The sequence below is a fragment of the Spiribacter pallidus genome (assembly GCF_040838495.1).
GTDB lineage: Bacteria > Pseudomonadota > Gammaproteobacteria > Nitrococcales > Nitrococcaceae > Spiribacter > Spiribacter pallidus.
The window spans coordinates 74850-99739 of record NZ_JBAKFM010000004.1; the positions used below are offsets into that span (position 1 = coordinate 74850).

A 24890-nucleotide genomic window follows, 5' to 3' on the forward strand; every position below is an offset into this window, starting at 1 on the left:
ATGGGGCCGGGGTATCTTGCCAATCCACTGGCCTTTTTAGTGGATACACTCTTCAGCCTCTACATCATGGCGGTCATGCTGCGGTTTCTGCTGCAGTGGGCGCGGGCCGATTTCTACAACCCGCTCTCGCAGTTTCTGGTGCGCATCACCCAGCCATTGCTGCACCCCTTTCGGCGGTTGATTCCCGGCTGGGGGGGCATCGATCTCTCGGCGCTGGTGTTGATGATCATCCTGCAGATGATCGCCCTGGCGCTTTTGATGATGATCGCCGGGGTCACGCCGCGGGTGGATTATCTGCTGCTGCGCACGCCCGCCGAGCTCATCAGCCTGCTTTTGAATGTCTATCTGGTGGCCATTGTGGTCCGGGCGGTGCTCTCGTGGATCAACCCCCATGACTACAACCCCGCCACCACCGTGCTGCTCAGCCTCACCGAGCCGGTCATTCGCCCGTTGCGCTCGGTGATCCCGCCGCTCGGCGGGGTCGATCTCTCTCCGCTGGTGGCCATCATCCTGATCCAGGTGGCCAAGATGCTCATCCTCCCACCCCTCGATCGCATTGCCCCCGGGTTGATGATGTGAGCACGCCCCAGTCCTTGCCCAGTGATTCGGTTGGCTATGTGGAGCCGGCGTCGGTGCACTTCGATGAGGCCCTGTCGCTGGAGTCGGGCCACACCCTGTCCGGCTATACCCTGGCCTATGAGACCTACGGCACGCTCAATGCCGATCGCAGCAACGCCGTGCTGGTCTGCCATGCCTTATCGGGCGATCACCACGCCGCCGGCTACCGCGAGGGCGAGCGCAAGCCCGGTTGGTGGGAGGCCTGCATCGGTCCGGGCAAGCCGCTTGATACCAACCGCTTTTTTGTCGTCTGCAGCAACAATATCGGTGGCTGCCACGGCTCGACCGGCCCGACCAGCATTAACCCCACCACCGGCGAAGCCTACGGGGCCGACTTCCCGATGGTGACCGTGCGTGACTGGGTCAAGACCCAGGCACGGCTGGCGGATCACCTGGGCATCGAGACCTGGGCGGCGGTCGCCGGCGGCAGCCTGGGGGGCATGCAGGCGCTGCAGTGGGCCATCGATCTGCCCGAGCGGCTCGCCCATGCCATCGTGATCGCCGCCGCGCCGCGACTCTCGGCACAGAACATCGCCTTCAACGAGGTGGCCCGCCAGGCCATCCGCTCGGATCCGGCCTTCCACGAAGGCCGCTACGCCGCCGCCGGTGACCAGCCCGCCACCGGGCTGATGCTCGCGCGCATGCTCGGCCACATCACCTATCTCTCCGAGGCGGCCATGGGGGCGAAGTTCGGCCGCGAGCGACGTGGCGAGCCCAATGATTACGGCTTTCACTACGATGTGGAGTTCGAGGTCGAAAGCTACCTGCGCCATCAGGGCCAGTCGTTCGTCGACCGGTTTGACGCCAACACCTACCTGCTCATGACCAAGGCACTCGATTATTTTGACCCGGCGGCGGCGACCGGCGGCGATCTGGCCACGGCCCTGGCCGGTGCAAAGGCCCGCTTTATGGTGACCTCATTTACCAGCGACTGGCGATTCCCGCCCTCGGCGAGCCGCGAAATCGTCCGGGCCCTTCTGGATACCAACAAACCGGTGAGCTACGCCGAGATCCGCGCCGACCACGGCCACGACGCCTTTTTGATGCCGGTGCCGCGCTACCGCTCGGTCTTTACCACCTATATGCAGCGGGTCGCCGCCGAGGTGGGGGCATGAGCCCGTTGCGCGAAGATCTGCAGATCGTCGCCGACTGGGTGGCACCGGGACAGCGCGTCCTCGATCTGGGCTGTGGCGACGGCATGCTGTTGCGGCATCTGTTCGACAGCCGCCAGGCCACCGGATACGGCCTCGAGATCGACCCCGAGGGCATTACCCAGAGCATCGCCAATGGCATTAACGTCATCGAAAGCGATCTCGATCAGGGGCTTTCCGATTTCGAGAATGACGCCTTCGATCAGGTCATCCTCACCCAGACCATCCAGGCGGTGCAAAGGCCCGATGCGCTGCTCCAGGAGATGCTGCGGGTAGGTCGCACCGGCATCGTGACCTTTCCCAACTTTGCCTATTACCGACTGCGCTACCATCTGGCGGTCCGCGGCCGGATGCCCATGAGCGACGCCCTGTCCTACGCCTGGTACGAGACACCCAATATCCATTTCTGCACCATCCGCGACTTTGAAGTGCTCTGCGACGAGCTGGGTATTCACATTCTGGAGCGGCGCGTGTTATCCCATGACCTAAAGCGGCCGGTACTCGCCCGGGTGATGCCCAACCTCTTTGGCGAGGTGGCGCTGTATCGTATCTGTCGCGCCTGATGGAGGCATGCCATGAGATGTTTTTCGTTTTATTCCCGGGCCCGCGCATTGACCCGGACGGTGGTCGCGGCCGCCATGCTGCTGCCCATGATCGCCCTGGGCCAGCAGGCCGAGCGCTTTGGTGATTACGAAATCCACTACAGCGCCCTGCCCACCGGCCTGCTCAATGACCAGGTCGCCGAGAGCTACGACATCTTAAGAAGCCGCACCCGTGGGATGCTCATGATCACCATCCTGCGCAACGGCGAACCGGTCACCGGCCGGGTGGATGTCCTGGCACGGGATGTCGACGATGAACTCACCGAAATCCCGGCTCGACAGGTCAAGGACGACCAATGGGTCTCCTATGTGGGCACCTTTCCGGTGGACGAAGGGGATTCGCTGATCTTCGAGGTGACGGTCAACCCGCACGAGGGCGGCGGGCCGTTCGAGATGGCCTTCAAACAGACCTTCTATCCCGGGAAGTAGCCGGTGTCGACCTGGCTGATCACCCACAGCGACTGCGAGCACCACGACACCGGCAGCGATCACCCCGAGCGCATCGAGCGCCTCGAGGCCATCAATCAGGCGCTGGCCGACCCCGCTTTTGCCGATCTGATCCGCCAGCCGGCGGAATACGGCACCCGGCAGGCCATCGCCCGGGCCCATGACGCGGCCTATATCGATTCGGTTTTTGCCGCCATCCCGACCCGCGGGCGCCGGCATTTCAACGCCGACACCGTGGTATCCCCCGGCTCCGCGGCGGCCGCAATGCGCGGCGTGGGCGCCGCCACCCAGGCCGTGGACGCCATCCAGGCGGGCCGGGCCCGGCGGGTCTTCTGCGCCACCCGCCCGCCGGGCCACCACGCCGAGCCCGATGAGTCCATGGGATTTTGCCTTTTCAACAATGCCGCCATCGCCGCTTTCCACGCCCAGGCGGTGCACGGCGTCCAGCGGGTCGCCGTGGTGGATTTCGATGTCCACCACGGCAATGGCACGCAGACGCTTTTTAGCGGTCGCGAGGGGCTTTTCTACCTCTCGCTGCATCAACACCCGCTGTTTCCGGGCACCGGCACCCGCCGCGACAACCGCCCCGGCAATATCCTCAACCTGCCCCTGGCCGAGGGCACGGGCTCGGCGGCCTATCGGCAGCAGTTCCATGGCGAGGCCATCTCGGCGCTGATCGAATTCGACCCGGAATTGCTCATCGTCTCGGCTGGGTTTGATGCCGCCGCCGAGGATCCACTCGCCGGATTGACGCTGACCCGCGATGATTTTGCCTGGATCACCGATGAACTGGTGGCGGTGGCCAACTACTGCTGCGGTGGCCATATCTGCTCAGTACTCGAGGGCGGTTATGACCTGGGGGCACTGGGCCGGGGCGTGGCCGCCCATGTCGCCGGTCTGATGCGCTGACAGGGGTTGACAGATTCGGTTATACACACGGGAGTGCGCAGCGTTTCTTCACTGTCTACGCTAAATGCCTGATCAGCCAAGATAAATCTCAAGCTATTGTTTATATTGATATTTTTGAATTGGTGAAGATTTCACCGATCTAACACAAACCCCCATGCCATGCCGCTTGCAACGCCGATCGGCCATTTCCTCCACAGACTTATCCACAGCTTCTGGGGACAACTCCTCAGGGCCGGTGGGCGAGCCCCAGGTACTCATGGGACTGCATCTCGCGCAACCTCGAGACGGTGCGACGAAACTCGAATCGCAAACGCGCGCCCCGATAGAGCCAGTCGATCTCGGCATCGGCGGCGATGACTAACTTGACCCCCCGGTCGTAGAACTCGTCCACCAGCGCGATAAAGCGACGCGCCGCGTCCTCGAGATCCCGATCCAGGATGGGCACCCGCCATAGCAGCACCGTGTGGAACTGCCGGGCAATCTCGACGTAGTCATCGGGGCTGCGCGGCCCTTTGCAGAGCGCGTCAAAATCGCACCACAACACCCCGTCACCCACGGCCCGGGCGGTGATGCGCCGCTGGTTGATGGTCAGCATCGGCTCGCTGTGCTCCCGCTCCGGGCAGATGGCCTCGAAGGTCTCAGCTAGCCGGCGGTGAGCGTGCTCGTCCGCCGGCACATGATAAACCGGCGCCCGCGAGAGCAGCCGCAGGCGGTAGTCCACCCCACCATCGACGTTGAGCACCCGGGTGTGCGATTCGAGCAGATCGATGGCCGGCAGAAACCGGTCGCGCTGCAGGCCGTCACGGTAGAGCGATTCGGGGGGGACGTTGGAGGTGGCGACCAGGGTGACGCCTTCCTCGACCAGCCCGTGCAGCAGCCCCGAGAGGACCATGGCATCGGCAATATCACTGACAAAGAACTCATCGAAGCACAGCACCCGGGTGTCCGCCGCCCACTCGGCGGCGAGCCGGCGCAGGGGATCCTGCTGGGCGCGCAATACCCGCAGCCGCTCGTGGGCCGACTGCATGAAGCGATGAAAATGCGCCCGGCGCTTGCCCACCGCCGCCGGCAGGCACTCGTAGAACATATCCATCAGATAGGTCTTGCCGCGGCCGACCCCCCCCCAGAGGTAGAGCCCCGGGATCCCCGTCGGGTCCTGACGCCGGCGTTGCCACCAGCCCCGCAGCCCCCCGGCGGGTTCAGGGGTCTCGAGCAGCTGTTCGTACAACGCCTCCAGTGCCACGACCGCCTGGCGCTGCGCCTCATCCGGCTCAAACCCGCTTTCTGTCAGATCCTGCTGGTATCGTTGACCCGGCGTCGTCAAGGCGCTGACCCGTTCTCATTCCCTTGCCAATAGCGATTATGCCACGGCATCGGGGCCGCGAAGATTGCCAGCGCCCCGGCAGTTTCGTATTTTGCCCGGTGAAACAACGGCAAAATCACCGAACCGAGGATTCAACATGGCCGATAACCGCCGCAGCCGCGTCGTCACCCAGGGGCTCGCCCGCACCCCCAACCGCGCGATGATGCGCGCCGCCGGGTTCGGGGATGAGGACTTCGATAAACCCATCGTCGGTGTCGGCAACGCCCACAGCACCATCACGCCCTGCAACCTGGGCATCGGCGCCCAGGCCGAGCGGGCCAGCGAGGCATTGAAAAGCGCCGGCGCCATGCCGGTGATGTTCGGCACCATCACCATCTCGGATGGCATCTCGATGGGCACCGAGGGGATGAAATACTCGCTGGTCTCGCGCGAGGTCATCGCCGATTCCATTGAGACCGTCTGTAACGGCCAGAGCCTGGATGGCGTGCTCGCCACCGGCGGCTGCGACAAGAACATGCCCGGGGCGATGATCGGTATTGCCCGGCTCAACATCCCGTCGATCTTTGTCTACGGTGGCACCATCAAGCCGGGCAACTTCAAGGGCAAGGACCTGACCATCGTGAGCGCCTTCGAGGCGGTGGGCGAGGCCGCCGCCGGGCGGCTGTCCGACGAGGACTTAAAGGGCGTCGAGATGAACGCCTGCCCGGGGGCAGGTTCGTGCGGTGGCATGTACACCGCCAACACCATGTCCAGCGCCTTCGAGGCCATGGGCATGAGCCTGATGGGTTCGAGCACGGTCTCGGCGGTGGATGAAGAGGCCCACACCGTTGCCGCCCGGGCGGCCGAGGTGCTGGTGGACGCCATCCATCATCAGCGCCTGCCGCGAGATATCATGACCCGCAAGGCGTTCGAGAATGCCGCCACCCTGCTCATGGCGGTGGGCGGGTCGACCAACGCGGTGCTGCACCTCATGGCCATCGCCAACGCCTGCGAGGTGGATTTTTCCATCGACGATATCGAGGCCATTCGCCGCAAGGTGCCGGTGCTCTGCGACCTCAAGCCCTCGGGGCGTTACGTCACAAGCGAGTTCCACGAGGTCGGCGGCACTCCGCAGGTGATGAAGATGCTGCTGGCGAGAGGGCTGCTGCACGGCGACTGCATGACCATCACCGGCCAGACCATCGAAGCGCTGCTGGCCGATGTGCCATCGGATCCGCCGGCCGAGCAGGAAATCATCCGCAACTTCGACAACCCGGTCTACGCCGAAGGGCATCTGGCCATTCTGCGTGGCAACCTGGCCGAGGAAGGTGCCGTGGCCAAGGTCAGCGGCATCAAGCATCGCCGCATCGAGGGGCCGGCTCGGGTCTTTGACTCCGAAGAGCTGGCCATGGAGGCGATCCTCGCCGACCGGATCCAGGCCGGTGATGTGCTGATCATCCGCTACGAAGGGCCCAAGGGGGGACCGGGCATGCGCGAGATGCTCGCCCCCACCTCGGCGATCATCGGCCGGGGCCTGGGGGATGCCGTGGGGCTGATCACCGATGGCCGCTTCTCGGGCGGGACCTATGGCATGGTGGTCGGTCACGTGGCCCCCGAGGCCGCCGTCGGTGGCAATATCGCCCTGGTCGAAGAAGGCGACACGGTGGTGATCGACGCCGACCAGAACCTGCTCGAGATCCGCATTGACGACAAGACCCTGGCCGAGCGACGCCGGCGTTGGCAGCCCCGGCCGCCCAACTATCGCCGCGGCATTCTGGGCAAGTTCGCCAAGCTGGTGAGCTCGGCATCCCACGGGGCGGTGACCGACAAGGACCTTTTCGACGACTGACAGCCCCTCACCCGTGCGCCGACCGGCGCACGGGCCTATCCCTCGCTGGCCACCCGCCGCAGGTCGGCGGCCATGGCCGCTACACTGTCGTCCGGGCTGAACAGCGCCCGGGCCTCGCCTTTGGCGTCAAATAGATACATGGCGCTGGAGTGGGAGACGCTGTAGTCACCAAACTCGTTGGGCTCGCCGTAGCCAAAGGTCGCCCGGTAGCGCTTGGTCATCTCGCGCAGTGCCTCGACATCGGCCGTGGCACCGGTCACCCGGTCACTGAAAAAATCCGTATAGCGCTTAAGCGTGGCCGGATCATCGCGTCCTGGATCCACCGAGACAAACAGCACCCGCAGATCCGAGGCCGGCGCCCCGGCCGCCTCCATGGCCGCTGCGATCCGGGCCATGGCGGTGGGGCAGACATCCGGGCAGTGGGTAAAGCCAAAGAACACCACCGCCGGGGCGCCGCGGAACGCTGCCTCGGTAATGGGCTCGCCGGATTCGGCGGTCAACTCGAAGCGAAGCGGCGGCAGCAGGTTTTCGATGCCCTTGGTCTGGTAATCCCGCCCGCCGCAGCCGACCAGCACAGCCAGCGCCGCCCCCAGCAGTGCGATGCGCGCCGCCCTATTGCGAAGCTTTTTGACCATCAGGCTTCTCCAGTCGAAAGGCCAGGACGATGATTGCCGCCGCCACACTCATCATCGAGGCCGGAATCCAGGTAATCAGCCCACCGATTTGCTGATCCAGCAGCGGATCGATGGGAAAGGCCCGCCCGCAGACATCATAAATCTCGAAAAGGTTCTGATCACTGAAGGTGATGAACGCCCCAAGGGCAATCTGCGGCGGCATGACCAGCGCAAGCACCAGGATTCGCTTGCCCGGCGACAGCCGGGGCGTCACACCACGATCACCGCGCTCGAAAATCAGCCACCAGAACAACAGTCCATCGAGCACCATGGTCCAGTTCATCAGCCAGTAGAGATCGATACTGAGCATGGCGTCGAAATGGATTTCCGGGGTCAGCCAGAAATAGATCAGCCCGACAAACAGAAAACCGGCGATGAACGGTTGCTGGAGAATGCGATAGCCCCCGCGGAGGAGGGTGAACACCGGGGCCGCCGGCCCCTGGGGCCAACGCCGCACCGCCGCCGGCAGCCCCGCGGCGAGGACCGCCGTGGGCATGGCCAGGGCGATCAGAAAGGGGCCAAGGTGATGCAGGATGAGATGCTGCAGGCGATGCGCCGAGAAAAGATACTGCGAGTAGTAGTCGTAGTGGGTCTGGGTGACCAGATAGATCAGCGTCACGCCGGCAAAATACGATAGCGCCGGCCAGAACCCGGGACGGGCGCCACGCAGCAAACCCGCGGCATAGAGCACCACGGCCAGGATGCAGGCGAGAAAAACCGGGGCAGAAGGCTCCCAGGGCCGCAGCCACTCGAAAAGCGTGTTCATTGGGCTGAAAGATTAGCAACCGCGCTCATGTGCGCATAGGCCCTTTCGCTGAGCAACACCACCACCCGGCTGCTGGCATAACGGCCGTCGTGCCGGTCGAGCGATTCGATCAGCGCGGCAACCCGCGCGTCGTCGGCGGCCGCCGCCGGATCGATGACAAAAAAATCCTGCCCTTCGACAAGGGTGTCGCGAACCCGTTTGAACGCCCGAAAGGCCGTCCCCTTGGGTGCGGCATTGAGCCGGTCGATCTGTCGCAGCGACAACACCGCAACGCCCTGCCATGTCAGCGGCTGCTCACTCACCGCCACCACCTCGATGGCCTGGCCACCCAAGGCTTACCCGGCGGCGTCGGTGGCGTAGAATGATCGATTTGGCGTTGTTCCATCCAACAAGGAGCCCAACATGGAGTTCATCCAGGATTATGCCCTGTTTCTGGCCCGGGTCGTGACCCTGGTGGTGGCCATCGGGGTGGTGATCAGCCTGATCGGCGCCGCCGGCAAGCGCCGGGGCCGGCAGCGGGAACAGCTTGAGGTGGAACCGCTCAACCGCCGCTACGAAGCCATGACCCGGCGGATCGAACAGGGCACCGGCAAGGAACGGCCCGGACTGGTCAAGCGCCTCAAGGCGCGCCGGCAGAAAAAGTCCAAAAGCGGTGAGGGGCGACTGCCGAGGCTCTTTGTGCTGGATTTCGAGGGCGACCTGCGCGCCAGCGCCACCGAGACCCTGCGCGAGGAGATCAGCGCGGTACTGGCAAGCGCCAGGAGCGATGACGAGGTGCTGCTGCGGCTGGAGAGCCCCGGCGGCATGGTGCCCGGCTATGGCCTGGCGGCCAGTCAACTGGCGCGGCTTCGCGAAAAAGGGATCCGCCTGACCGTATCGGTGGACCGGGTGGCCGCCAGCGGGGGCTATTTAATGGCCTGTGTCGCCGATCGCATCGTCGCCGCCCCGTTTGCGGTCATCGGCTCGATCGGTGTGGTCGGTCAGCTGCCCAACTTCAACCGCCTGCTCAAGCGACACGATATCGACTTCGAGCTGCATACCGCCGGCGAGAACAAGCGCGACCTCACCGTCTTTGGCCACAACACCGACGAGGGTCGGGCCAAGTTCCGCGAATCGCTCCAGGAAGTCCACGACCTTTTCAAAGAGCATATCGCCCGGCACCGGCCCCGGGTGGATCTCGACCGGGTGGCGACCGGCGAGCACTGGATGGGCGAAAAGGCTCTGGAGCTGGGTCTGGTGGATGACCTGGGCACCAGCGATGATCTGCTGCTCGAGCGGCGCGAGCGCATGGAGCTGGTCAAGCTGGACTACCAGCCCGCACCCTCGCTCAAGCGGCGTCTCTCGGTGGTGGTCGAGTCGCTGCTGGCGCGGCTGGGGCTGGCCCCGAGCCGAGTCTAGCGGCCGCCGGCGCCGTCCCTGCCCACCCGCAGCGGCGGGTCAACCCTTCTCGAGCCAGAAGGTAAACACCCCGTCCGCTTCGTCGTGGGCCAGCAACCGGTGCTCGGTGGTATCGCAGAACCCACGAAAATCGATCACCGAATGGGGGTCGGTGGCGCGCACCCGCAACCGCTCGCCCGCTGCCATATCCCGCAGCGCCTGCTTGGTCCGCAGGATCGGCAGCGGACAGTTGAGGCCGCGGACATCCAGATCGCGGTGGAAATCGACTTGTGACGGCAAAGCCATGGAGCAAGCCCCGAACCAGTGCGTATACTTGGCGTCCAAGTATACGGAACGAGTAACGCCACCGCCTCATGAGTGACGAGAAAAAACAATCCGACCGCCAGGGCGCGACCCGCCAGTCCGACGCCGCGGCATCCGACTTCGACCCGCGGCCGGTCAGCGATGCCGAGCTGCGCGAAGAGGTGTCGCGTGAGCAGGCCCAGGATTATCAACGCCAGGCCGATCAAGCCCATCAAAACTGGTTTTCGGTGATGAACAACCCCTACGGCAAGGACTGAGCGTCCCGCCCAAGGAGCATGACCATGAGCGAACTCAAGGGCATACCGGTCGTCGTCAGCGGCCAGAAGGTCAGCAAACCCAACGGCGTTCGGGCCATTAAAAACGGCATCAAGACCCAGCGGGACAGCGCACCGGTCAACCGTGGCGACAAGCCCGACTGGCTGCGGGTAAAGATCCCCACCGGCGAGACCTATCAGAAGGTCCGCCAGACGGTGCGCGAGCACAAGCTGGCCACTGTCTGCGAAGAATCCATGTGCCCCAACATGGGCGAGTGCTGGAGCGCCGGCACCGCCACCATCATGCTCATGGGCGATGTCTGCACCCGGGCCTGCCGTTTTTGCGCGGTGGACACCGGCAACCCCCGCGGCTGGCTGGACGACAACGAGCCTGCCGGTGCGGCGGAGACCGTCGAGCTGATGGGACTGAAGTACGTGGTGCTGACCTCGGTGGACCGGGATGACCTGCCGGATGGTGGGGCGAGCCACTACGCGGCCTGCATCCGCGAAATCCAGCGCCGCAACCCGAACACCGCCGTCGAGGCGCTAACCCCCGACTTTGACGGACGCCACGAGGCGATCAATACGGTCGTGGACACCGGCCTCGAGGTCTTTGCCCAGAACGTCGAGACCGTCGAGCGACTCACCCATCCGGTCCGAGACCCCCGCGCGGGCTACCAGAAGACCCTGGATGTGCTCGCCCATGCCAAGACGCGGCGGCCCGAGGTGTTGACCAAGACCTCGCTCATGCTCGGGCTCGGCGAGACCGACGAGGAAATCATCCAGACCATGGATGACCTGCGCGCCATCGGTGTCGATATTGTCACCTTTGGCCAGTATCTGCGCCCTACCATCAACCACCTGCCCGTGGATCGCTACGTCACGCCGGCGCAGTTCGACCGCTACCGTGACATCGGCCTGGCCAAGGGCTTTCTCGAGGTAGTCTCCGGGCCGTTGGTGCGCTCGAGCTACCGGGCCGACCGGGTCCTGGAGAAGAACAACGTGGGCCTCGACACCGCGGCCAGCGGCTAGCACCCAACCGCCGGGCCGGCTGCGGCCGGCCTAGTCACCCCCCTCGGCCCCCGGTTCCGAGGTCATGCGCGGAATCGGCGTGCGACGGACCTGGCGGGCACCGCAGATCAGCTCCACCGCGCGGTCGGCCGCATCCTGGAAAGGCTCCATGACCGTATCTGCGCCGCGACGTCGAAGCTCCTCGGTCTCGCGGGCGCTATGGGATGCCACCGCGATGCGGCCGCTGAACGGGTGGCCCTGAATCAGTTGCATCAGCGTATGCCGGCTGTCTTCGTGGCTCAGGCCGGTCGGATGCCTTGGCACGGTGCTGACCACCCATTGGGCGCCGTCCAGTGGCAAAGCGGCGATAAACTCCGGGTCGGTGGCGTCACCATACTGCGCATTCAGCCCAAGATCCCTGGCCCGCCGGACCGCGCTGGGGTTGAAGTCGACACCCAGCACACCCAGGCCGCGGTTCTGCAGCCGCAAAGCCATGGCGGTCCCAAAGCGCCCCATCCCAAAAATCAGCACGTCCACCCCGCGCACCCCGGTCTGCGACGACGCCCGCGGCTCGCGGGGGGTGTCCGCCCGCTCGAAAACCCCGAGCCAGGGCTTGAATCGGTCGTAGAGCCAGTGCGAGTAGGTGATCATGTAGACCGACACCGCAATGGTGATCAGCCCCACCAGCGTCACCAGGCCAAGGGCGGCTTCGCCCACATGGCCCAGTGCCAGGCCCATGCCGATGAAGATCAACGAAAACTCTGATATCTGCGCCACCGTCAGACCGGCCAGAAAGCCGGTGCGCCGGCGATAGCCCATCGCACCCATGATCGCCAGGACGATCAATGGATTGCCAATGAGCACGAACGCCGAAAACACCCCGGCCTCGACCAGACTCTGCCCCAACAGCGCCAGGTCCAGGGTCGAGCCAAGGGAGATGAAGAAAAACAGCAGCAGAAAATCCCGCAACGGGGCAAGCCGCGCCGAAATCGTCTCTCGATAGGGGGTGGAAGCCAGCGAGACACCGGCCAGCAAACCGCCCAGCTCTTTGCCCAGGCCGATCAGATCGGCCACCGTGGCAAAAACCGTCGCCTGGGCGATGGCAAAGATCACAAGCAGTTCCGGCGCGTGGGCCAGCCGCGCACTCAAGGGATTGGCCACATACCGCACAAAAAGGCCGACCAAGCCCACCAGGGCAATGCCGGCGGCGATCACCACAGCGACATCCCCGGCGCCGCCACCATCCGCCCGGGCACCGATTCCGACGGTCGAGAGCACGATCATCGCCAGCACCACCACCAGGTCCTGGACGATGAGAAAACCCAGCGCGATCTGACCATGGAGCGCATCGATCTCGCGCTTATCCGACAGCAGCTTGACGATAATGATGGTGCTCGAGAAGGTCAGTGCCACGGCCACATAGATGGCCGTGACCGGATCGAGCCCCATGGCAAGCCCCAGCACGAACCCGATCGCGGCGGTAAACACCACCTGCCCCAGGCCGGTGACAAGGGCCACGGCCCCGAGCGAACGGACCAGCTTGATATCGAGCTTGATCCCCACCAGAAACAGCAAAACGGCGATGCCGAGCTCCGATAGCAGCTCGATCTGCGCCTCGGCGTGGACCACGTCAAGGACCGACGGACCGGCCAGTATCCCCACAGCAATGAAACTGACAATCAATGGCTGGCGGGCCAGGATGCCGACAAAGCCGACCGCCGCGGCAAGCATGAGCAGCGTTGCAACCTCGGCGAAGGCAGAGTGGAATACAATCTCCATGGTCACAGTCTACTGTGTTTCAACGACTGGCCTCACCCTGCGCCAAGGCATACGCACATGGATACCATCGTCATCGCCACCGATCTCAGTAGCCGGGCCGAGCGGGCCCATCGCATGGGCGTACTGCTGGCCCGTCAGGCCGGTGCGCGTCTGCGGTTCGTCTATGGCATCGACAACGACCAGCCCGCCAATCTGGTCAAGGCGCAATCCGATCAGGCGTGGATCAGCCTGCAGCGGCTGGCCGACACCGTCGAGCGCTTCGATGGCATCGACTGCTCGGCCGAGGTCGCCACCGGCGACGGGATCGCCGAGGCGATCACCGCCTGCGTGCCATCGTCGGCATCATTGCTGATCCTCGGCAGCCACCGACGCCGGCCCGTCCGGGATCTTTTTCTGGGCGGCACACCCGAGCGTCTTGTCGCCCAGCGCCGGGTGCCCGTACTGGTGGTCCGTCAACCGCCGGTCGAGGCCTATCGACGCATGCTGTTTGCAACGGATCTCTCTGATGCGTCCATGGCGGTGGCCAGGCGGATCGCCGACCATCCGGTGACCGGTCCATTGGCAAAGATCGTGCTCACCGTCGCCGGCAGCCTCGAGCAAAGCCCGGTGGCGGCCAACCGGATGAGTGACCCGGCCCGGGAGGAGTGGTTGGCCGGCATGGCGGCCCGCGCCGAGGCCGCGCTCGAGCGTTTCATTGAACGCGCGCGGATAGGCGTGGTGACCCCCCGCGTCGAGGCGACGACCCAGCCCACTGCCGCCGCCATCGTGGAAGCGGCCCGACACGAGGGCGCGGATCTGATCGCCGTCTCGCCCAGTGAAGCCCAGGGACTGGAGTCGTTCCTGCGCGAGAGCGTCACCGTTCAGCTACTCAATAGCGCCCCGATGGATGTCATGGTTCTGTGACGGTGATGCCCTCGCCGCCGATGCCCGGCTAACCAAGCAGCGGCGCCAGGGCGATCGGCAGATAGGCATCCAGTAGTAGAAACGCGAAAAGCGCCATCAAATAGACGATGCTGTAGCCGAAGGAGCGCATCGGCAGCGAGCGATCCTCGTTGCGGCGGAGCATCTCGACGCCAAACCACAGATACCGTGCCCCCAGTACCGTGGCACCGACGAGGTAGAGCGGCCCGCTCATGCCGGTGACAAACGGCAGCATGGTCACGCCCACCAGCAGCACGGTATAGAACAGGATCTGCCAGCGCGTGAACCGGTCTCCATGGGTGACCGGCAACATGGGGATATCGACGCTCGCGTACTCTTCGCGACGATGGATGGCCAGCGCCCAGAAATGGGGCGGCGTCCAGGTGAAGATGATCAGAAACAGCAAAAGCGCGTGGGGGTCGATGGTGCCGGTGACCGCGACCCAGCCGAGCACCGGGGGGGCCGCGCCGGCGGCGCCGCCAATGACGATGTTCTGTGGCGTCGCGCGCTTGAGAAAGAGCGTGTAGATAAAGGCATAACCGATCAGCGAGCCGAAGGTCAGCCAGGCGGTGAGCGGGTTGACCGCAAAGTACAAAAGACTGAGCCCACTGACCCCGAGGGCGCCGGCGAAGAAGATCGCATGGCCGGTACGCAGATGACCGGTGGGCAACGGGCGGCCCTCGGTGCGCTTCATCCGCGCATCGACCCGGCGGTCGACCAGGTGGTTGATGGCGGCGGCCGAACCCGCAGCCAGTGCGATGCCAATGTTGCCCACGATCAGCGCATTCCAGGGGATGGTCCCCGGGCTGGCCAGCAGGTTGCCGACCACGGCCGTGAATACCATCAGCGCCACGACCCCGGGTTTGGTCAGCTCGTAATAATCCCGCCAGTGCTGGATCAGGTGCTGCAGCGGCGGCGCCTGGTCTCCGGTCCGCGGTGATGTGGCTTCCAGGGTACGGCTCATGATGCTGCGAGGGGTCGCCTGACGTGGATGATGGTCACCAGCACGAGTGCCAGCAACGCTGCACCCGCATTGTGCGCGACCGCAAGGGCGAGAGGCAAGCTGTAGATCACATTGCCAATGCCGATCAGGATCTGCAGCGTGAGCGCCCCGCCAAGGGCGATCCCCAGTCCCCGGCCGATGCCACCGGCCCGCCACAGCCACCAGGCCAGCGCCCCCAGCACCAGTGCCGCGACAATCGCCCCGGCCCGGTGCACCAGATGGATGGCCATGCGGGCGGGATGGTCCAGTACACCAAATTCATAGTTGACCCCCAGCCCCCGCCAGAGGACGAAGCCTTCACCGAAATCGGCCCGATCCGGCCAGTATTCACCCAGGCTGCAGGCCGGAAACTCGTTGCAGGCCAGGGCCGCATAGTTGGTGCTCGTCCACCCGCCCAGGGTGATCTGGGCGATGGCCACGACAATCCCGGCGGCCAGCATGGCACCCAGCCCCCGTTGGCCAAAAAGCCGTCCGCCCCCGCCCAGGTAGTTACAGCGCAGGGTCAACCACCAAAGCAGTGACAGCGTGGTCAACCCGCCGAGCAGATGCGCGGTCACCACCGCCGGCTTGAGCTGCCAGGTCACGGTCCAGGCACCGAGGATGGCCTGGAAGGTCACAAGACCGGCCAGGAGCAACGGTACCTTCCAGGGCTGACCCGGCCGCTTGCGCTGCCGCCAGGCAAAGAACGCCAGCCCGTAGATGAGCGGCCCCACGATCCCCGCCAGGTAGCGATGGACCATCTCGCGCCAGCCCTTGCCCACATGCACGGGGGTGTCCGGGAACGCCTCGTTGGCGCGCTCGATGGCAGCCGGGGTGTTGGGTACATCCCATTGGCCATAGCAGCCCGGCCAGTCCGGGCAGCCCAGCCCGGCATCGGTCAGTCGCACCCACGCGCCCAGGACCACCAGCGCGAAGGTGAGCACGGTGGTGACCAGACTCATGCGGTAGAACCACGGATGGGTTTTCATCGGCTTACGGCCTCCTCAGCGGCGCGTCGCTCGGCCTCTTCCTTGGCGAGGCGCAGCAGTTTGTCCAGATCATCCAGCAGCCCCGAGGCATCCAGCGGCTCGGCGTAGCGCATGACGTGATAGCCGCGGTAGTCGACGATATGGGCGGCCATGGCGGCACCCTCGTGCCGGGCCAGGCGCTCGAGTGTCTCGGCCGGCGCGCTCATGCGCAGAAAGCCGGACTGCACCTCGGTCACCGGCTCGGCCCGGGTACCGGGCTGGAGCACGATGATCCGCACCCGGTCGATGTCCTTGTCCAGCGCCACCCGAATGCGGTTGAGCACATCCAGTCGCCCTCGGCAGTCTTCGCCACAATCGCTTTGCTGCGGCATGACCAGCAGCCAGTCCCCGGCCAGCGCCGGGGTTTCGCCATCCAGGTTCTGCCAGGTCGACGGGTCCAGCTGAACCGCGGGCTGGACCAGGTCACCATTGTTGGTAAACGTCCCCGGCCGCCAGTCGCTGAACACCATGATCATTGCCGCTGCCGTGGGCAGTATGAAAAGCGCAAGAAGCGCGATTAATTGCCAGCGGCCTTTTAACCAGTTCATTCGCCGGTCGCCCTCTTGTGTTTGCGTTTTGTATTGACCACCAGCCAGATCACCGTCAGGGCCGCGGCCAGCGAGAACCATTGGACAGCGTAGCCCTCATGGCGCTCGGGCCCGAAGCGCCAGGCATCCCGGCCACTGCGGCGCACTACCGGGTCGTTACTCAATGACCCCTCAATCAAAAGATAGTCCGCAATGGGATAGCCAAGTTCCTCGGCCATGTAATCAAAATCAAGATATTGTACCCGCCTCGGCCACTCGCCGGCATTATCGGCGGGCTCGCCCAGCCGGATACCCACCGACGGGCCGCGCCGGATGCGGCCGGCCACCTCGGCGTCGGGCGGCACCGGCGGCAGCTCGGGGAGCGTCTGCCGGTTACCGACAATCGGCACAAACCCCCGGTCCACCAGCACCGCCCGATCCTGGCCGGCGAGCCGTAACGGGGTGAGCAACCGGTACCCGACCTGGCCATCCTGGATGCGGTTATCCAGCAGAAACTGCCGGCTGGCATCGAACCGGCCGCTGCCCCGGGCGCGGCGATACTCGTGGCTGGCCAGCCGGGTGGGCGTGTCGTTGAGATCGACCACCGGCGCACGGAAAGCCGCCGCCCGCTCGGCAAGCGCCTGGTGTTTCTGCTCGGCACGGTCCAGCTGCCAGAGCCCCAGGCTGATCAAGAGCACCAGCAGCACGACATAGGCGAGGGTCGGAAGCACGCGCGGTGCGAACACCCAACCGCCCATCCGCAGGCCTTTGGAGATTCCCGACACGGGGGTCAGCGCCTCCTTGATGCTTTATACTTGGCCGATACTCACAAGGAGGGCCCCATGGACCTCACTATTCGCATCGCCATCGTCGCGGCGCTTTTTGCCATCGTTGCCAGTCTGGGCTCGGGGCTGTTCTATCTGATCCGCGACCGCGGCGAGTCCCACCGCACCCTCAACGCGCTCAAGCTGCGTATCGGGCTGTCCATCGCACTGTTCATCCTGATTCTGCTGGGTTACTTCACCGGGGTGATCGCCCCCAACCAGAGCCCGCTGTCGTAGCGCGGCTCTAAAGGATATAGACAAAGATATAAAGGCCCAGCCAGACCACGTCGACGAAGTGCCAGTACCAGGCGGCCCCCTCGAAGCCAAAGTGCGAATCAGGCCGGAAGTGACCCTTCATGCAACGCAGGGTAATCACCAGCAGCAAAATCGTGCCGATGACCACGTGCATGCCGTGGAACCCGGTCAGCATGAAGAAGGTCGAGCCGTAGATGCCCGTTTCCAGTCGAAGGTTCAGATGGGCGTAGGCTTCGTAGTACTCGTAGCCCTGAAAACCGGTAAAGATCACCCCCAGCGCCACGGTCATCCACATAAAGGTGATGAGCTTGGCGCGGTTGCCCTCCTTGAGTGCGTGGTGGGCGACGGTCAGGGTCAGTCCCGAGGTGAGCAGGATCAGGGTGTTGATGGTCGGCAGCGGCCAGGGCCCCATGGGCTGGAAGTCCATGGCGGCATTGCCGGGGCCGGCGGTTGGCCAGTTCAGCGCCATCGAATCCCACAGCAGCCGACTGGTCGCCGGGTCTTCGCCCGAGAGCCACGGCACTGACAGCGTCCGGGCGTAGAAAAGCGCGCCGAAGAAGGCGGCGAAGAACATGATCTCGGAGAAGATGAACCAGATCATCCCCCAGCGCAGCGACCGGTCCACCTGGTCGGAGTAAAGCCCCTTGACGCTCTCGCGGATGACATCGCCAAACCAGCCGATGACCATCCAGGCGGTGATCAGCGCCCCGGCGCCAAGCACCCAGGTCCCGATGCCCATCCCTTCGAGATACATGGCGATGCCCACGACCAGGGTGGTCATGCCGACGCTGCCAATGATGGGCCAGTTACTGCCGTGCGGTACGTAGTAACCGCCTTCTGCCTGCGCCATGCGCTTTCCTCTCTCTCTCCTGCCCCGACCTATAGACGGTCGAGGAAAACCACCAGGTATATGCCAAGAACGACCAGCGCGAGCAGCAGCACCGTCCAGCGGATATTCCGCCGCGTGCGCCGGTCGACCTCTTTATTGATCATCAGTTAGCGGACCACCGGTGGTGTGTCGAAGGTGTGATGGGGTGCCGGCGAGGGCACTTCCCACTCCAGGCCTTCGGCCCCTTCCCAGGCCCGCGCCTCGGCCTTCTGACCGCCACGAATGCACTTGTAGAGCAGCCAGACAAAGATCAGCTGGGCGAAGCCAAAGCCAAAGCCACCGATACTGGAGATCATGTTCCAGTCGGCGAACTGCACCGAATAGTCCGGGATACGTCGCGGCATGCCGGCCAGTCCCAGGAAGTGCTGCGGGAAGAAGAGCACGTTCACAAAGATCACCGACAGCCAGAAATGCCACTGACCCAGGCGCTCGCTGTACATGTGGCCCGTCCACTTGGGCAGCCAGTAGTAGGCCGCCGCCAGGATCGCGAACACCGCCCCGGTCACCAGCACGTAGTGGAAGTGCGCGACCACGAAGTAGGTGTCGTGGTACTGGAAGTCCGCCGGCGCGATGGCGAGCATCAGCCCGGAGAAGCCACCGATGGTGAACAGAAAGACAAACGCCAGGGCGAACAACATGGGCGTTTCGAAGGTCATCGCCCCCCGCCACATGGTGGCCACCCAGTTGAACACCTTCACCCCGGTGGGCACCGCAATGAGCATGGTGGCGTACATGAAAAACAGCTGTCCGGCGAGCGGCATCCCCACAGTAAACATGTGGTGCGCCCAGACGATGAACGACAGAAAGGCGATCGACGCGGTGGCGTAGACCATCGAGCTGTAGCCGAACAGCGGCTTGCGCGTGAATGCCGGGATGATGGTCGAAATGATGCCAAACGCCGGCAGGATGAGGATGTACACCTCAGGGTGGCCGAAGAACCAGAAGATATGCTGGTAGAGCACCGGATCACCGCCACCGGCGGCACTGAAGAACGTGGTGCCGAAGTACTGATCAGTGAGCAGCATGGTGATGGCACCGGCGAGCACCGGCATCACAGCGATCATCAGATAGGCAGTGATCAGCCACGTCCAGACGAAAAGCGGCATCTTCATCAGGGTCATCCCCGGTGCCCGCATGTTCAGGATGGTGGCGATCACGTTGATCGAGCCCATGATCGAGCTAATGCCCAGCACATGAATGGCAAAGATCACGAAGGGGAACGCCGTGCCGGTCTGCAGCATCAGCGGCGGATACATGGTCCAGCCGCCGGCCGGTCCACCGCCGGGCATGAAAAGCGTCGACAGCAGAACGGCAAAGCCAAACGGCAGCAGCCAGAAGCTCCAGTTGTTCATGCGCGGCAGCGCCATGTCCGGCGCCCCGACCATCAACGGGATCATCCAGTTGGCGAGACCGGTGAACGCGGGCATGACCGCACCAAAGATCATCACCAGCGCATGCATGGTGGTCATCTGGTTGAAGAAATACGGATCCACCACCTGCAGGCCGGGCTGGAAGAGCTCGGCCCGGATCACCAGGGCCATGGCCCCACCGACCAGGAACATGGCCAGCGAGAACAGCAGGTACATCGAGCCGATGTCCTTGTGGTTGGTGGTCACCAGCCAGCGCTTGAGACCGGTCGGTTCCGCCTCGTGATGCGCGTGATCTTGGGTTGTTGCCGTCATGTCTAACGTCTCCCCTTGAGGATACTTCGCTTATCGCGACGCCAGGGCGTCACCGACTTGTTCGTCTTCGTCCGTCTCAGCCGCTTCGGCCGTCGCTCCGGTCTCGCCCCGCTGCTCCGCCAGCCAGGCCTGGAACTCGTCCTTTTCGACCGCCTCGACCACGATCGGCATGAAGCCATGATCACGGCCGCAGAGCTCGGCACACCGGCCGCGATAGACCCCTGGCTCGTCAATGCGGGTCCAGGTCTCGTTCACAAACCCGGGGATGGCGTCTTTCTTCCATCCCAGGTCCGGCATCCACCACGAGTGGATCACATCCGCGGCGGTGATCTGGAACCGGATCTTGGTATCCACCGGCAGGACCAACCGCTTGTCGACATTCTGCAGGTAGTTATCCACCGAGGCCGGCTCGACGCCCGAGCGCAGCCGCCGGGCCCGGTCGCTGTCGACATCCAGACGGCTTAAAAACTGGACATCCTCGTCCATGTACTCGTAGCCCCAGAACCACTGATAGCCGGTGACCTTGACGGTCATCTCAGACTCGCTGGTGTCGTCCAGATCAATCAGGGTCTGGGTGGCCGGCACCGCCATCGCCACCAGAATGCCCAGCGGGATCACGGTCCAGACAATCTCGACCGCGGTGCTGTGGTGGAACTTCGCCGGTTTGACGCCGCGTGCCTTGCGATGCCGGAAGATGGAATAGAACATCGCCCCGAAGACCAGCACCCCGATGGCCACCGTGATCGAGAAGATGGTCATGTGCAGGTCATAGATCTGCCGGCTCGACTCGGTCACGCCGCGGGTCATGTTGATCAACCCGAGATCCGCCGACGCTGCGGTGCTGAATAGCGCCAGCGCCATCGACCCGATCAGCCCGTTTGCGGTTGTCATCCTCATCCCGTCCTCTCTCCCAGACTGTGCGTGGGACCGATGGCTTTGGCCGGGTCATCCGCCCCGGTCAGCGCGCTGTAGGCGCCGGTACCGCAGCGTGCCATGGGCCCGATGCAGTGGCTCAGCTCGCGCGCCAGGCTACGCCGCTCATCTGTCTCCAGAAACTCGCCAAGTATAACCTCCCGGCCGCGCGAGCGCAGCACCAGCTGGGTATGTTCCCAGCGACGCGGCAGCTGCCGCAGCGCGACCTCGGTCCAGGCCCGGTCCAGGTACCAGGTCTTCTCGACCCGGCCGCGCCCCTTCTCGACGCGGATCTCCGCCCCCTCGACGTGGACGATCTCGCGGTCCAGCGATCGCCGCGCCGATACATAAAGCGCCGCCCCCAGGGCGGTCAGCTCGAGCCCGGCAAAGGGCAGCACCGGCCAGAACCCCATCGAGGTCAGCACCAGCGCCACGCCCAGACAGACCACGCTCAGCCCGATGAAGACTCGCACCGTCTGGCCCCAGTTGGGCGCGATATTGGGGGCGAGCACAAAGCGACGTGCACCCTCGGCAGAATTGGATTGCGTGGTGCTCATGTCAATGCGACCGCCCACCCGAAGACTTGATTGGTGTCAAGTTTAGGTGAATCGCCCGCCCGAGAAAAGCCTGGCATGCCACCGGCAGGCCTATCGGGATCGTTTGGGCACCGACAGGGTATCCAGCGGGATTTCCACCACCCCCGAAGACTGACGCAGCTGGGGCTGCGCGTCGGTGCCCCAGGCATGGCCGTAGGCGATCTCCCAGGTGGCCGGCAGCCGGCCATCCGCGTCGCGGAAGGCCTCGTAGGCCGACTGCATCGCCCGCCACTGCCGTGGCGTCGTCAGCCCCGGGCGCCGCCCCGGTGCCGCATTGCGCAACCCGAGTGCGGTCAAATCATCCACCAGCCCGCTCACATCCGGGTAGGTAAGCGTGAAATGCTCCATGTCCATCACCGGATCGGCCAGACGGGCATTGACCAGCGCATCGCCGATGTCGTGCATGTCGACGAATCCGTGGACATGGATGGCCGCGTCCACCTGCGCCCAGGCGGTGCGCAGTTCATGCAGCGTATCCGGCCCGTAGGTGGCAAACAGCAACACCCCGCCCGGGCGGAGCAGGCGCTGCAACTCCCGGGCGGTCGCGGCCAGATCGCTGCTGCGATGGAGGACCAGGCTCGAGAAGATCAAATCGAACTGATCGTTGCCAAACGGCAGTTGATCGACGTGGCAGGCCACCCCCGGCGGGCGTCGCCAGCGCCCCGCCGAGCGGCGGGCCCGGGCCACCAGACCGGGGGCCAGGTCGGCGAGGACCAACCGCGCCCGCGGATAGCGCTTGCGCAGCCCGCGCACATGAAACCCGCTGCCGCAGCCGAGATCGAGGATCGTCGCCGGATCAAGCCGCATGTAGGCGAGGCGGTCGAGCAGCCGCGCCCCGACTTCGCGATGCAGGATCGCGGCGGCGTCAAAGTGCGGGACCGCCGCCTCAACACGGCGATGGAGCACACGCCGGTCGAGGGCAAGGGGGTTGCTATGTGAAGACGCGCTCATCCCTCCATGCTGCCACAGACACCCCCCGGGCCCCAGCGGTGCGCGGTGTCACAGAATGCCGCCCGAGCCCCGGCGCACCCTACCGGTCATGCCAGGACATCCTGTCAATGGATGGCGTCAGCCCCCGTACTGGCGCCTGCGATTCGACCGACTGCTCCATGGCCGCTGCCATTTCTGCAACGGCCCGGTCGCCGACGGCGGTCTCTGCCCCGGTTGCCGCGAGGACCTGCCCTGGATCACCGCCGCCTGCCGGTGCTGTGGCGCACCCTTGAGCTCGGGCGCTGCGACATGCGCCGGCTGCATCGGCGATCCACCGCCTTTTCAGCGCACCCATGCATTGTGGCAATACCGGGACGGGATCGATGACTGCCTGCGGGCGTTCAAGGATCGTGGCGACATCGCCATGGGGCGGTTGCTGACCGACCTGGCGGTGGCGGCGCTGACGCGACGCGGGCTCAGGCTGCCCGGGCCGCTGGTCCCCATGCCCCTGCATCGCGATCGCTATCGTCAACGCGGCTTCAACCAGTCCGTGCTGATCGGCCGCTGGCTGGGCGGACCCTGTCTGGAGGATCTGGTGGAGCAGTCGCGCAATACCGCTGATCAGCGGGGCCTGGATGCCCGCCAGCGACGCGCCAATCTGGACAGGGCCTTTCGGCTGCGGCGGCCGCCCCCGCGGGCGGTGACGCTGGTCGACGATGTCATGACCACCGGCGCCAGCCTGCGGGCCCTGGCGCATTGCCTGCGCGAGGGCGGCGCCGAACATATCCGGGTTCTGGTCCTCGCCCGGGCGGTCTGACCGGGCGTCCGGCTAGATCACCCCGGTGTAGTCAAGCGCCAGCCCGGCAAAGACAATCCCGCCGTAGATGTTGTTGTTGAGAAACGCACGAAAACAGCCCTGCCGGTCGCGGTGGCGGATCAACCACTGTTGGTAGACAAAAAGCGGCGTTGCCAGCGCGACACCGGCAAAATAGACCGCGCCTAGCTGCGCCTGCCAGCCCATCATTACCAGCAAGAACGTCATCACCGCCTGCAGCAAGCCGATGATCAGACGATCCTGTCGACCAAACAGAATGGCCGTGGAGCGGATGCCGATTTTCAGATCATCGTCGCGATCGACCATTGCGTATTCGGTGTCGTAGATGGTCGCCCAGACCACCGCCGCGACAAACACCAGCCACGCCAGGGCCGGGACCGAGCCGGTCTGGGCGGCGAAAGCCATGGGGGCGGCCCAACCGAACGCTGCCCCCAGATGGATCTGCGGCAGATGGGTATGCCGCTTCATGAACGGATAGGTGGCCGCCAGCACCACCCCGCCCAGCGACAGCAGGATGGTCAGCCGGTTCATCAAAAGCACCAGTCCAAAGGCCAACAGACACAACAGCACAAAAAGACTCAGCGCCTCGCGCTCGCTGACCCGGCCGGTGGTCAGGGGCCGGTGACGGGTGCGCTTGACGTGACGGTCGAAATCCCGATCGGCGTAGTCGTTGATCACGCAGCCGGCGGCGCGCATGACCACCACCCCCAGCACAAAGACCACCAGCACGCCCGGCCGGGGCAGCCCCTCGGCGGCGAGCCACAAGGCCCACAGCGTCGGCCAGAGCAACAGAAAATTGCCGATGGGCCGATCCAGCCGCGCCAACTGGGCATAGCATCGCAGCTTCTCGCGCCATCGGTTCATGGCCGCTCTCCGGTGGCCAGTGCATGGATCAGGGCAGGCAGAAAGACCTCGGTGACCAGAAGCGGCCGCCCGGCCACCCGAAAGACCGAGCGTCGGGCCCAGGCAGGTGTTGCCCGACCGCGCGCCAGTCGTCGGGCCAGCGACGAGTCCGGCTGCACCGGGGCGATATCGATCACGCCGCGGGTCACCGGATAGCGCCCGAACAGAAGTTGCCCCAGTGGCTGACGGCCCAGGCGACGCAGCCGACGCAGCGGGCCGCGCAGACTGCTTGCCGGAATGACGCTGCGTGCCGCAACAAGCGGTGTCTGACCCCGGCACAACTGGACCTCGCGCACCCAGGCAGCATGCCGCGTCGAGGCGCCCAGCCGGACCGCCTCGGTCGGCCATGGCCGCTGCCAGTGCTGATGCTGGAGCTCGACGCCGAAGGCATCGCCGGCCAGCGCCCGCAGCCGCCGGGTCAGCGAGCCGGGCTCGTCGAGCCAGGGCCGGAGGCTTTCCGGCGGCCCGTCGACCCGCGGCACTGATCCGGGCCGCCAGCCGGCGCCCATGGCGGTTGGCCGATCAAAACCCATGCCCTGTCT

29 protein-coding genes are annotated in these 24890 nt (G+C 65.0%); 12 read left to right on the forward strand and 17 right to left on the reverse strand.

The features are described from left to right. The 5 genes from V6X73_RS08305 to V6X73_RS08325 are packed head-to-tail and all read left to right on the forward strand — an operon-like array spanning window position 1 to window position 3727. Window positions 1-579, forward strand: a complete 579-nt coding sequence (locus V6X73_RS08305; RefSeq protein WP_367959427.1) for a YggT family protein — start codon at window positions 1-3, stop codon at window positions 577-579. Continuing rightward, window positions 576-1733: a homoserine O-succinyltransferase MetX gene (gene metX / locus V6X73_RS08310; RefSeq protein WP_367959428.1), complete on the forward strand. Its 1158-nt coding sequence runs from the start codon at window positions 576-578 to the stop codon at window positions 1731-1733. Before V6X73_RS08305 ends, metX begins: the two co-directional genes overlap by 4 nt. Then, a complete protein-coding gene (gene metW / locus V6X73_RS08315) occupies window positions 1730-2332 on the forward strand; it encodes a methionine biosynthesis protein MetW (RefSeq protein ID WP_367959429.1) in 603 nt (200 codons plus the stop codon). The genes metX and metW overlap by 4 nt, the downstream gene beginning before the upstream one ends. Before the next feature lie 12 nt (window positions 2333-2344). Further along, window positions 2345-2800 (forward strand): DUF4426 domain-containing protein, encoded by a 456-nt coding sequence (locus tag V6X73_RS08320; protein WP_367959431.1) that lies wholly within the window; start codon window positions 2345-2347, stop codon window positions 2798-2800. A gap of 3 nt (window positions 2801-2803) precedes the next feature. Continuing rightward, complete coding sequence (locus V6X73_RS08325) at window positions 2804-3727, forward strand: histone deacetylase family protein (protein WP_367959432.1); 924 nt, start codon at window positions 2804-2806, stop codon at window positions 3725-3727. Between the two features lie 226 nt (window positions 3728-3953). Here V6X73_RS08325 and zapE read toward each other — a convergent pair whose 3' ends face one another. Next, window positions 3954-5051, reverse strand: coding sequence for a cell division protein ZapE (gene zapE, locus V6X73_RS08330; RefSeq protein ID WP_367959433.1), 1098 nt, complete (start codon window positions 5049-5051; stop codon window positions 3954-3956). A gap of 136 nt (window positions 5052-5187) precedes the next feature. Between zapE and ilvD the strand changes: the two genes are divergently transcribed. Continuing rightward, the gene (ilvD, locus tag V6X73_RS08335; RefSeq protein ID WP_367959434.1) at window positions 5188-6879 is read left to right on the forward strand and encodes a dihydroxy-acid dehydratase; all 1692 of its coding nucleotides are present in this window, start codon (window positions 5188-5190) and stop codon (window positions 6877-6879) included. 35 nt (window positions 6880-6914) lie between these two features. On the opposite strand, the gene V6X73_RS08340 is transcribed toward ilvD, so the two are convergent. The 3 genes from V6X73_RS08340 to V6X73_RS08350 are packed head-to-tail and all read right to left on the reverse strand — an operon-like array spanning window position 6915 to window position 8651. Further along, window positions 6915-7514 (reverse strand): SCO family protein, encoded by a 600-nt coding sequence (locus tag V6X73_RS08340; protein ID WP_367959435.1) that lies wholly within the window; start codon window positions 7512-7514, stop codon window positions 6915-6917. After that, window positions 7492-8319 carry a cytochrome c oxidase assembly protein gene (locus V6X73_RS08345; protein WP_367959436.1) on the reverse strand — a complete coding sequence of 276 codons (828 nt, stop codon included), beginning with the start codon at window positions 8317-8319 and terminating at the stop codon, window positions 7492-7494. The genes V6X73_RS08340 and V6X73_RS08345 overlap by 23 nt, the downstream gene beginning before the upstream one ends. Next, window positions 8316-8651, reverse strand: a complete 336-nt coding sequence (locus V6X73_RS08350) for a hypothetical protein (RefSeq protein ID WP_367959437.1) — start codon at window positions 8649-8651, stop codon at window positions 8316-8318. Before V6X73_RS08350 ends, V6X73_RS08345 begins: the two co-directional genes overlap by 4 nt. 70 nt (window positions 8652-8721) lie before the next feature. Between V6X73_RS08350 and sohB the strand changes: the two genes are divergently transcribed. Next, complete coding sequence (sohB, locus tag V6X73_RS08355; protein ID WP_367959438.1) at window positions 8722-9717, forward strand: protease SohB; 996 nt, start codon at window positions 8722-8724, stop codon at window positions 9715-9717. A gap of 39 nt (window positions 9718-9756) precedes the next feature. Here the strand turns inward: sohB and V6X73_RS08360 are convergent, their stop codons facing one another. Further along, on the reverse strand, window positions 9757-10002 hold the full coding sequence (locus V6X73_RS08360) for a sulfurtransferase TusA family protein (RefSeq protein WP_367959439.1): 246 nt from the start codon (window positions 10000-10002) through the stop codon (window positions 9757-9759). Window positions 10003-10070: 68 nt separating this feature from the next. Here V6X73_RS08360 and V6X73_RS08365 point away from each other — a divergent pair, with 68 nt between their 5' ends. Together V6X73_RS08365 and lipA are read left to right on the forward strand one after the other, a co-directional pair. Continuing rightward, the gene (locus V6X73_RS08365) at window positions 10071-10277 is read left to right on the forward strand and encodes a hypothetical protein (RefSeq protein WP_367959440.1); all 207 of its coding nucleotides are present in this window, start codon (window positions 10071-10073) and stop codon (window positions 10275-10277) included. A 24-nt stretch (window positions 10278-10301) separates the two neighbouring features. Beyond that, on the forward strand, window positions 10302-11306 hold the full coding sequence (lipA, locus tag V6X73_RS08370; RefSeq protein ID WP_367959441.1) for a lipoyl synthase: 1005 nt from the start codon (window positions 10302-10304) through the stop codon (window positions 11304-11306). A gap of 30 nt (window positions 11307-11336) precedes the next feature. Here the strand turns inward: lipA and V6X73_RS08375 are convergent, their stop codons facing one another. Continuing rightward, window positions 11337-13064 (reverse strand): cation:proton antiporter, encoded by a 1728-nt coding sequence (locus V6X73_RS08375; protein ID WP_367959442.1) that lies wholly within the window; start codon window positions 13062-13064, stop codon window positions 11337-11339. A 57-nt stretch (window positions 13065-13121) separates the two neighbouring features. Between V6X73_RS08375 and V6X73_RS08380 the strand changes: the two genes are divergently transcribed. After that, window positions 13122-13967, forward strand: a complete 846-nt coding sequence (locus tag V6X73_RS08380) for a universal stress protein (protein WP_367959443.1) — start codon at window positions 13122-13124, stop codon at window positions 13965-13967. A 28-nt stretch (window positions 13968-13995) separates the two neighbouring features. Here V6X73_RS08380 and cyoE read toward each other — a convergent pair whose 3' ends face one another. From cyoE to V6X73_RS08400, 4 genes are read right to left on the reverse strand one after another with little or no spacing between them, the layout of a single operon-like run. Next, window positions 13996-14949, reverse strand: coding sequence for a heme o synthase (cyoE, locus tag V6X73_RS08385; RefSeq protein WP_367959444.1), 954 nt, complete (start codon window positions 14947-14949; stop codon window positions 13996-13998). Continuing rightward, on the reverse strand, window positions 14946-15956 hold the full coding sequence (locus V6X73_RS08390; RefSeq protein ID WP_367959446.1) for a COX15/CtaA family protein: 1011 nt from the start codon (window positions 15954-15956) through the stop codon (window positions 14946-14948). Before V6X73_RS08390 ends, cyoE begins: the two co-directional genes overlap by 4 nt. Beyond that, complete coding sequence (locus tag V6X73_RS08395) at window positions 15953-16543, reverse strand: hypothetical protein (RefSeq protein ID WP_367959447.1); 591 nt, start codon at window positions 16541-16543, stop codon at window positions 15953-15955. Before V6X73_RS08395 ends, V6X73_RS08390 begins: the two co-directional genes overlap by 4 nt. Beyond that, window positions 16540-17307 (reverse strand): SURF1 family protein, encoded by a 768-nt coding sequence (locus tag V6X73_RS08400; RefSeq protein ID WP_367959448.1) that lies wholly within the window; start codon window positions 17305-17307, stop codon window positions 16540-16542. Before V6X73_RS08400 ends, V6X73_RS08395 begins: the two co-directional genes overlap by 4 nt. Window positions 17308-17364: 57 nt before the next feature. On the opposite strand from V6X73_RS08400, the gene V6X73_RS08405 reads away from it, so the two are divergent. After that, window positions 17365-17583, forward strand: a complete 219-nt coding sequence (locus V6X73_RS08405) for a twin transmembrane helix small protein (RefSeq protein WP_367959449.1) — start codon at window positions 17365-17367, stop codon at window positions 17581-17583. 7 nt (window positions 17584-17590) lie between these two features. On the opposite strand, the gene V6X73_RS08410 is transcribed toward V6X73_RS08405, so the two are convergent. From V6X73_RS08410 to V6X73_RS08430, 5 genes are all read right to left on the reverse strand, one after another. Further along, a complete protein-coding gene (locus V6X73_RS08410) occupies window positions 17591-18451 on the reverse strand; it encodes a cytochrome c oxidase subunit 3 (RefSeq protein WP_367959450.1) in 861 nt (286 codons plus the stop codon). Window positions 18452-18597: 146 nt separating this feature from the next. Beyond that, window positions 18598-20172 carry a cytochrome c oxidase subunit I gene (gene ctaD / locus V6X73_RS08415; RefSeq protein ID WP_367959451.1) on the reverse strand — a complete coding sequence of 525 codons (1575 nt, stop codon included), beginning with the start codon at window positions 20170-20172 and terminating at the stop codon, window positions 18598-18600. Between the two features lie 30 nt (window positions 20173-20202). Further along, window positions 20203-21063 carry a cytochrome c oxidase subunit II gene (gene coxB / locus V6X73_RS08420; protein WP_367959453.1) on the reverse strand — a complete coding sequence of 287 codons (861 nt, stop codon included), beginning with the start codon at window positions 21061-21063 and terminating at the stop codon, window positions 20203-20205. A 2-nt stretch (window positions 21064-21065) separates the two neighbouring features. Further along, window positions 21066-21641, reverse strand: a complete 576-nt coding sequence (locus V6X73_RS08425) for a DUF2244 domain-containing protein (RefSeq protein ID WP_367959454.1) — start codon at window positions 21639-21641, stop codon at window positions 21066-21068. Window positions 21642-21731: 90 nt separating this feature from the next. Beyond that, window positions 21732-22631: a methyltransferase domain-containing protein gene (locus tag V6X73_RS08430; protein ID WP_367959455.1), complete on the reverse strand. Its 900-nt coding sequence runs from the start codon at window positions 22629-22631 to the stop codon at window positions 21732-21734. Between the two features lie 88 nt (window positions 22632-22719). Between V6X73_RS08430 and V6X73_RS08435 the strand changes: the two genes are divergently transcribed. Continuing rightward, window positions 22720-23427, forward strand: a complete 708-nt coding sequence (locus V6X73_RS08435; RefSeq protein ID WP_367959456.1) for a double zinc ribbon domain-containing protein — start codon at window positions 22720-22722, stop codon at window positions 23425-23427. Between the two features lie 12 nt (window positions 23428-23439). Here V6X73_RS08435 and ubiA read toward each other — a convergent pair whose 3' ends face one another. Beyond that, on the reverse strand, window positions 23440-24309 hold the full coding sequence (gene ubiA, locus V6X73_RS08440; RefSeq protein ID WP_367959458.1) for a 4-hydroxybenzoate octaprenyltransferase: 870 nt from the start codon (window positions 24307-24309) through the stop codon (window positions 23440-23442). Beyond that, on the reverse strand, window positions 24306-24881 hold the full coding sequence (locus tag V6X73_RS08445) for a chorismate--pyruvate lyase family protein (protein WP_367959459.1): 576 nt from the start codon (window positions 24879-24881) through the stop codon (window positions 24306-24308). Before V6X73_RS08445 ends, ubiA begins: the two co-directional genes overlap by 4 nt. Window positions 24882-24890: the final 9 nt, after the last annotated feature.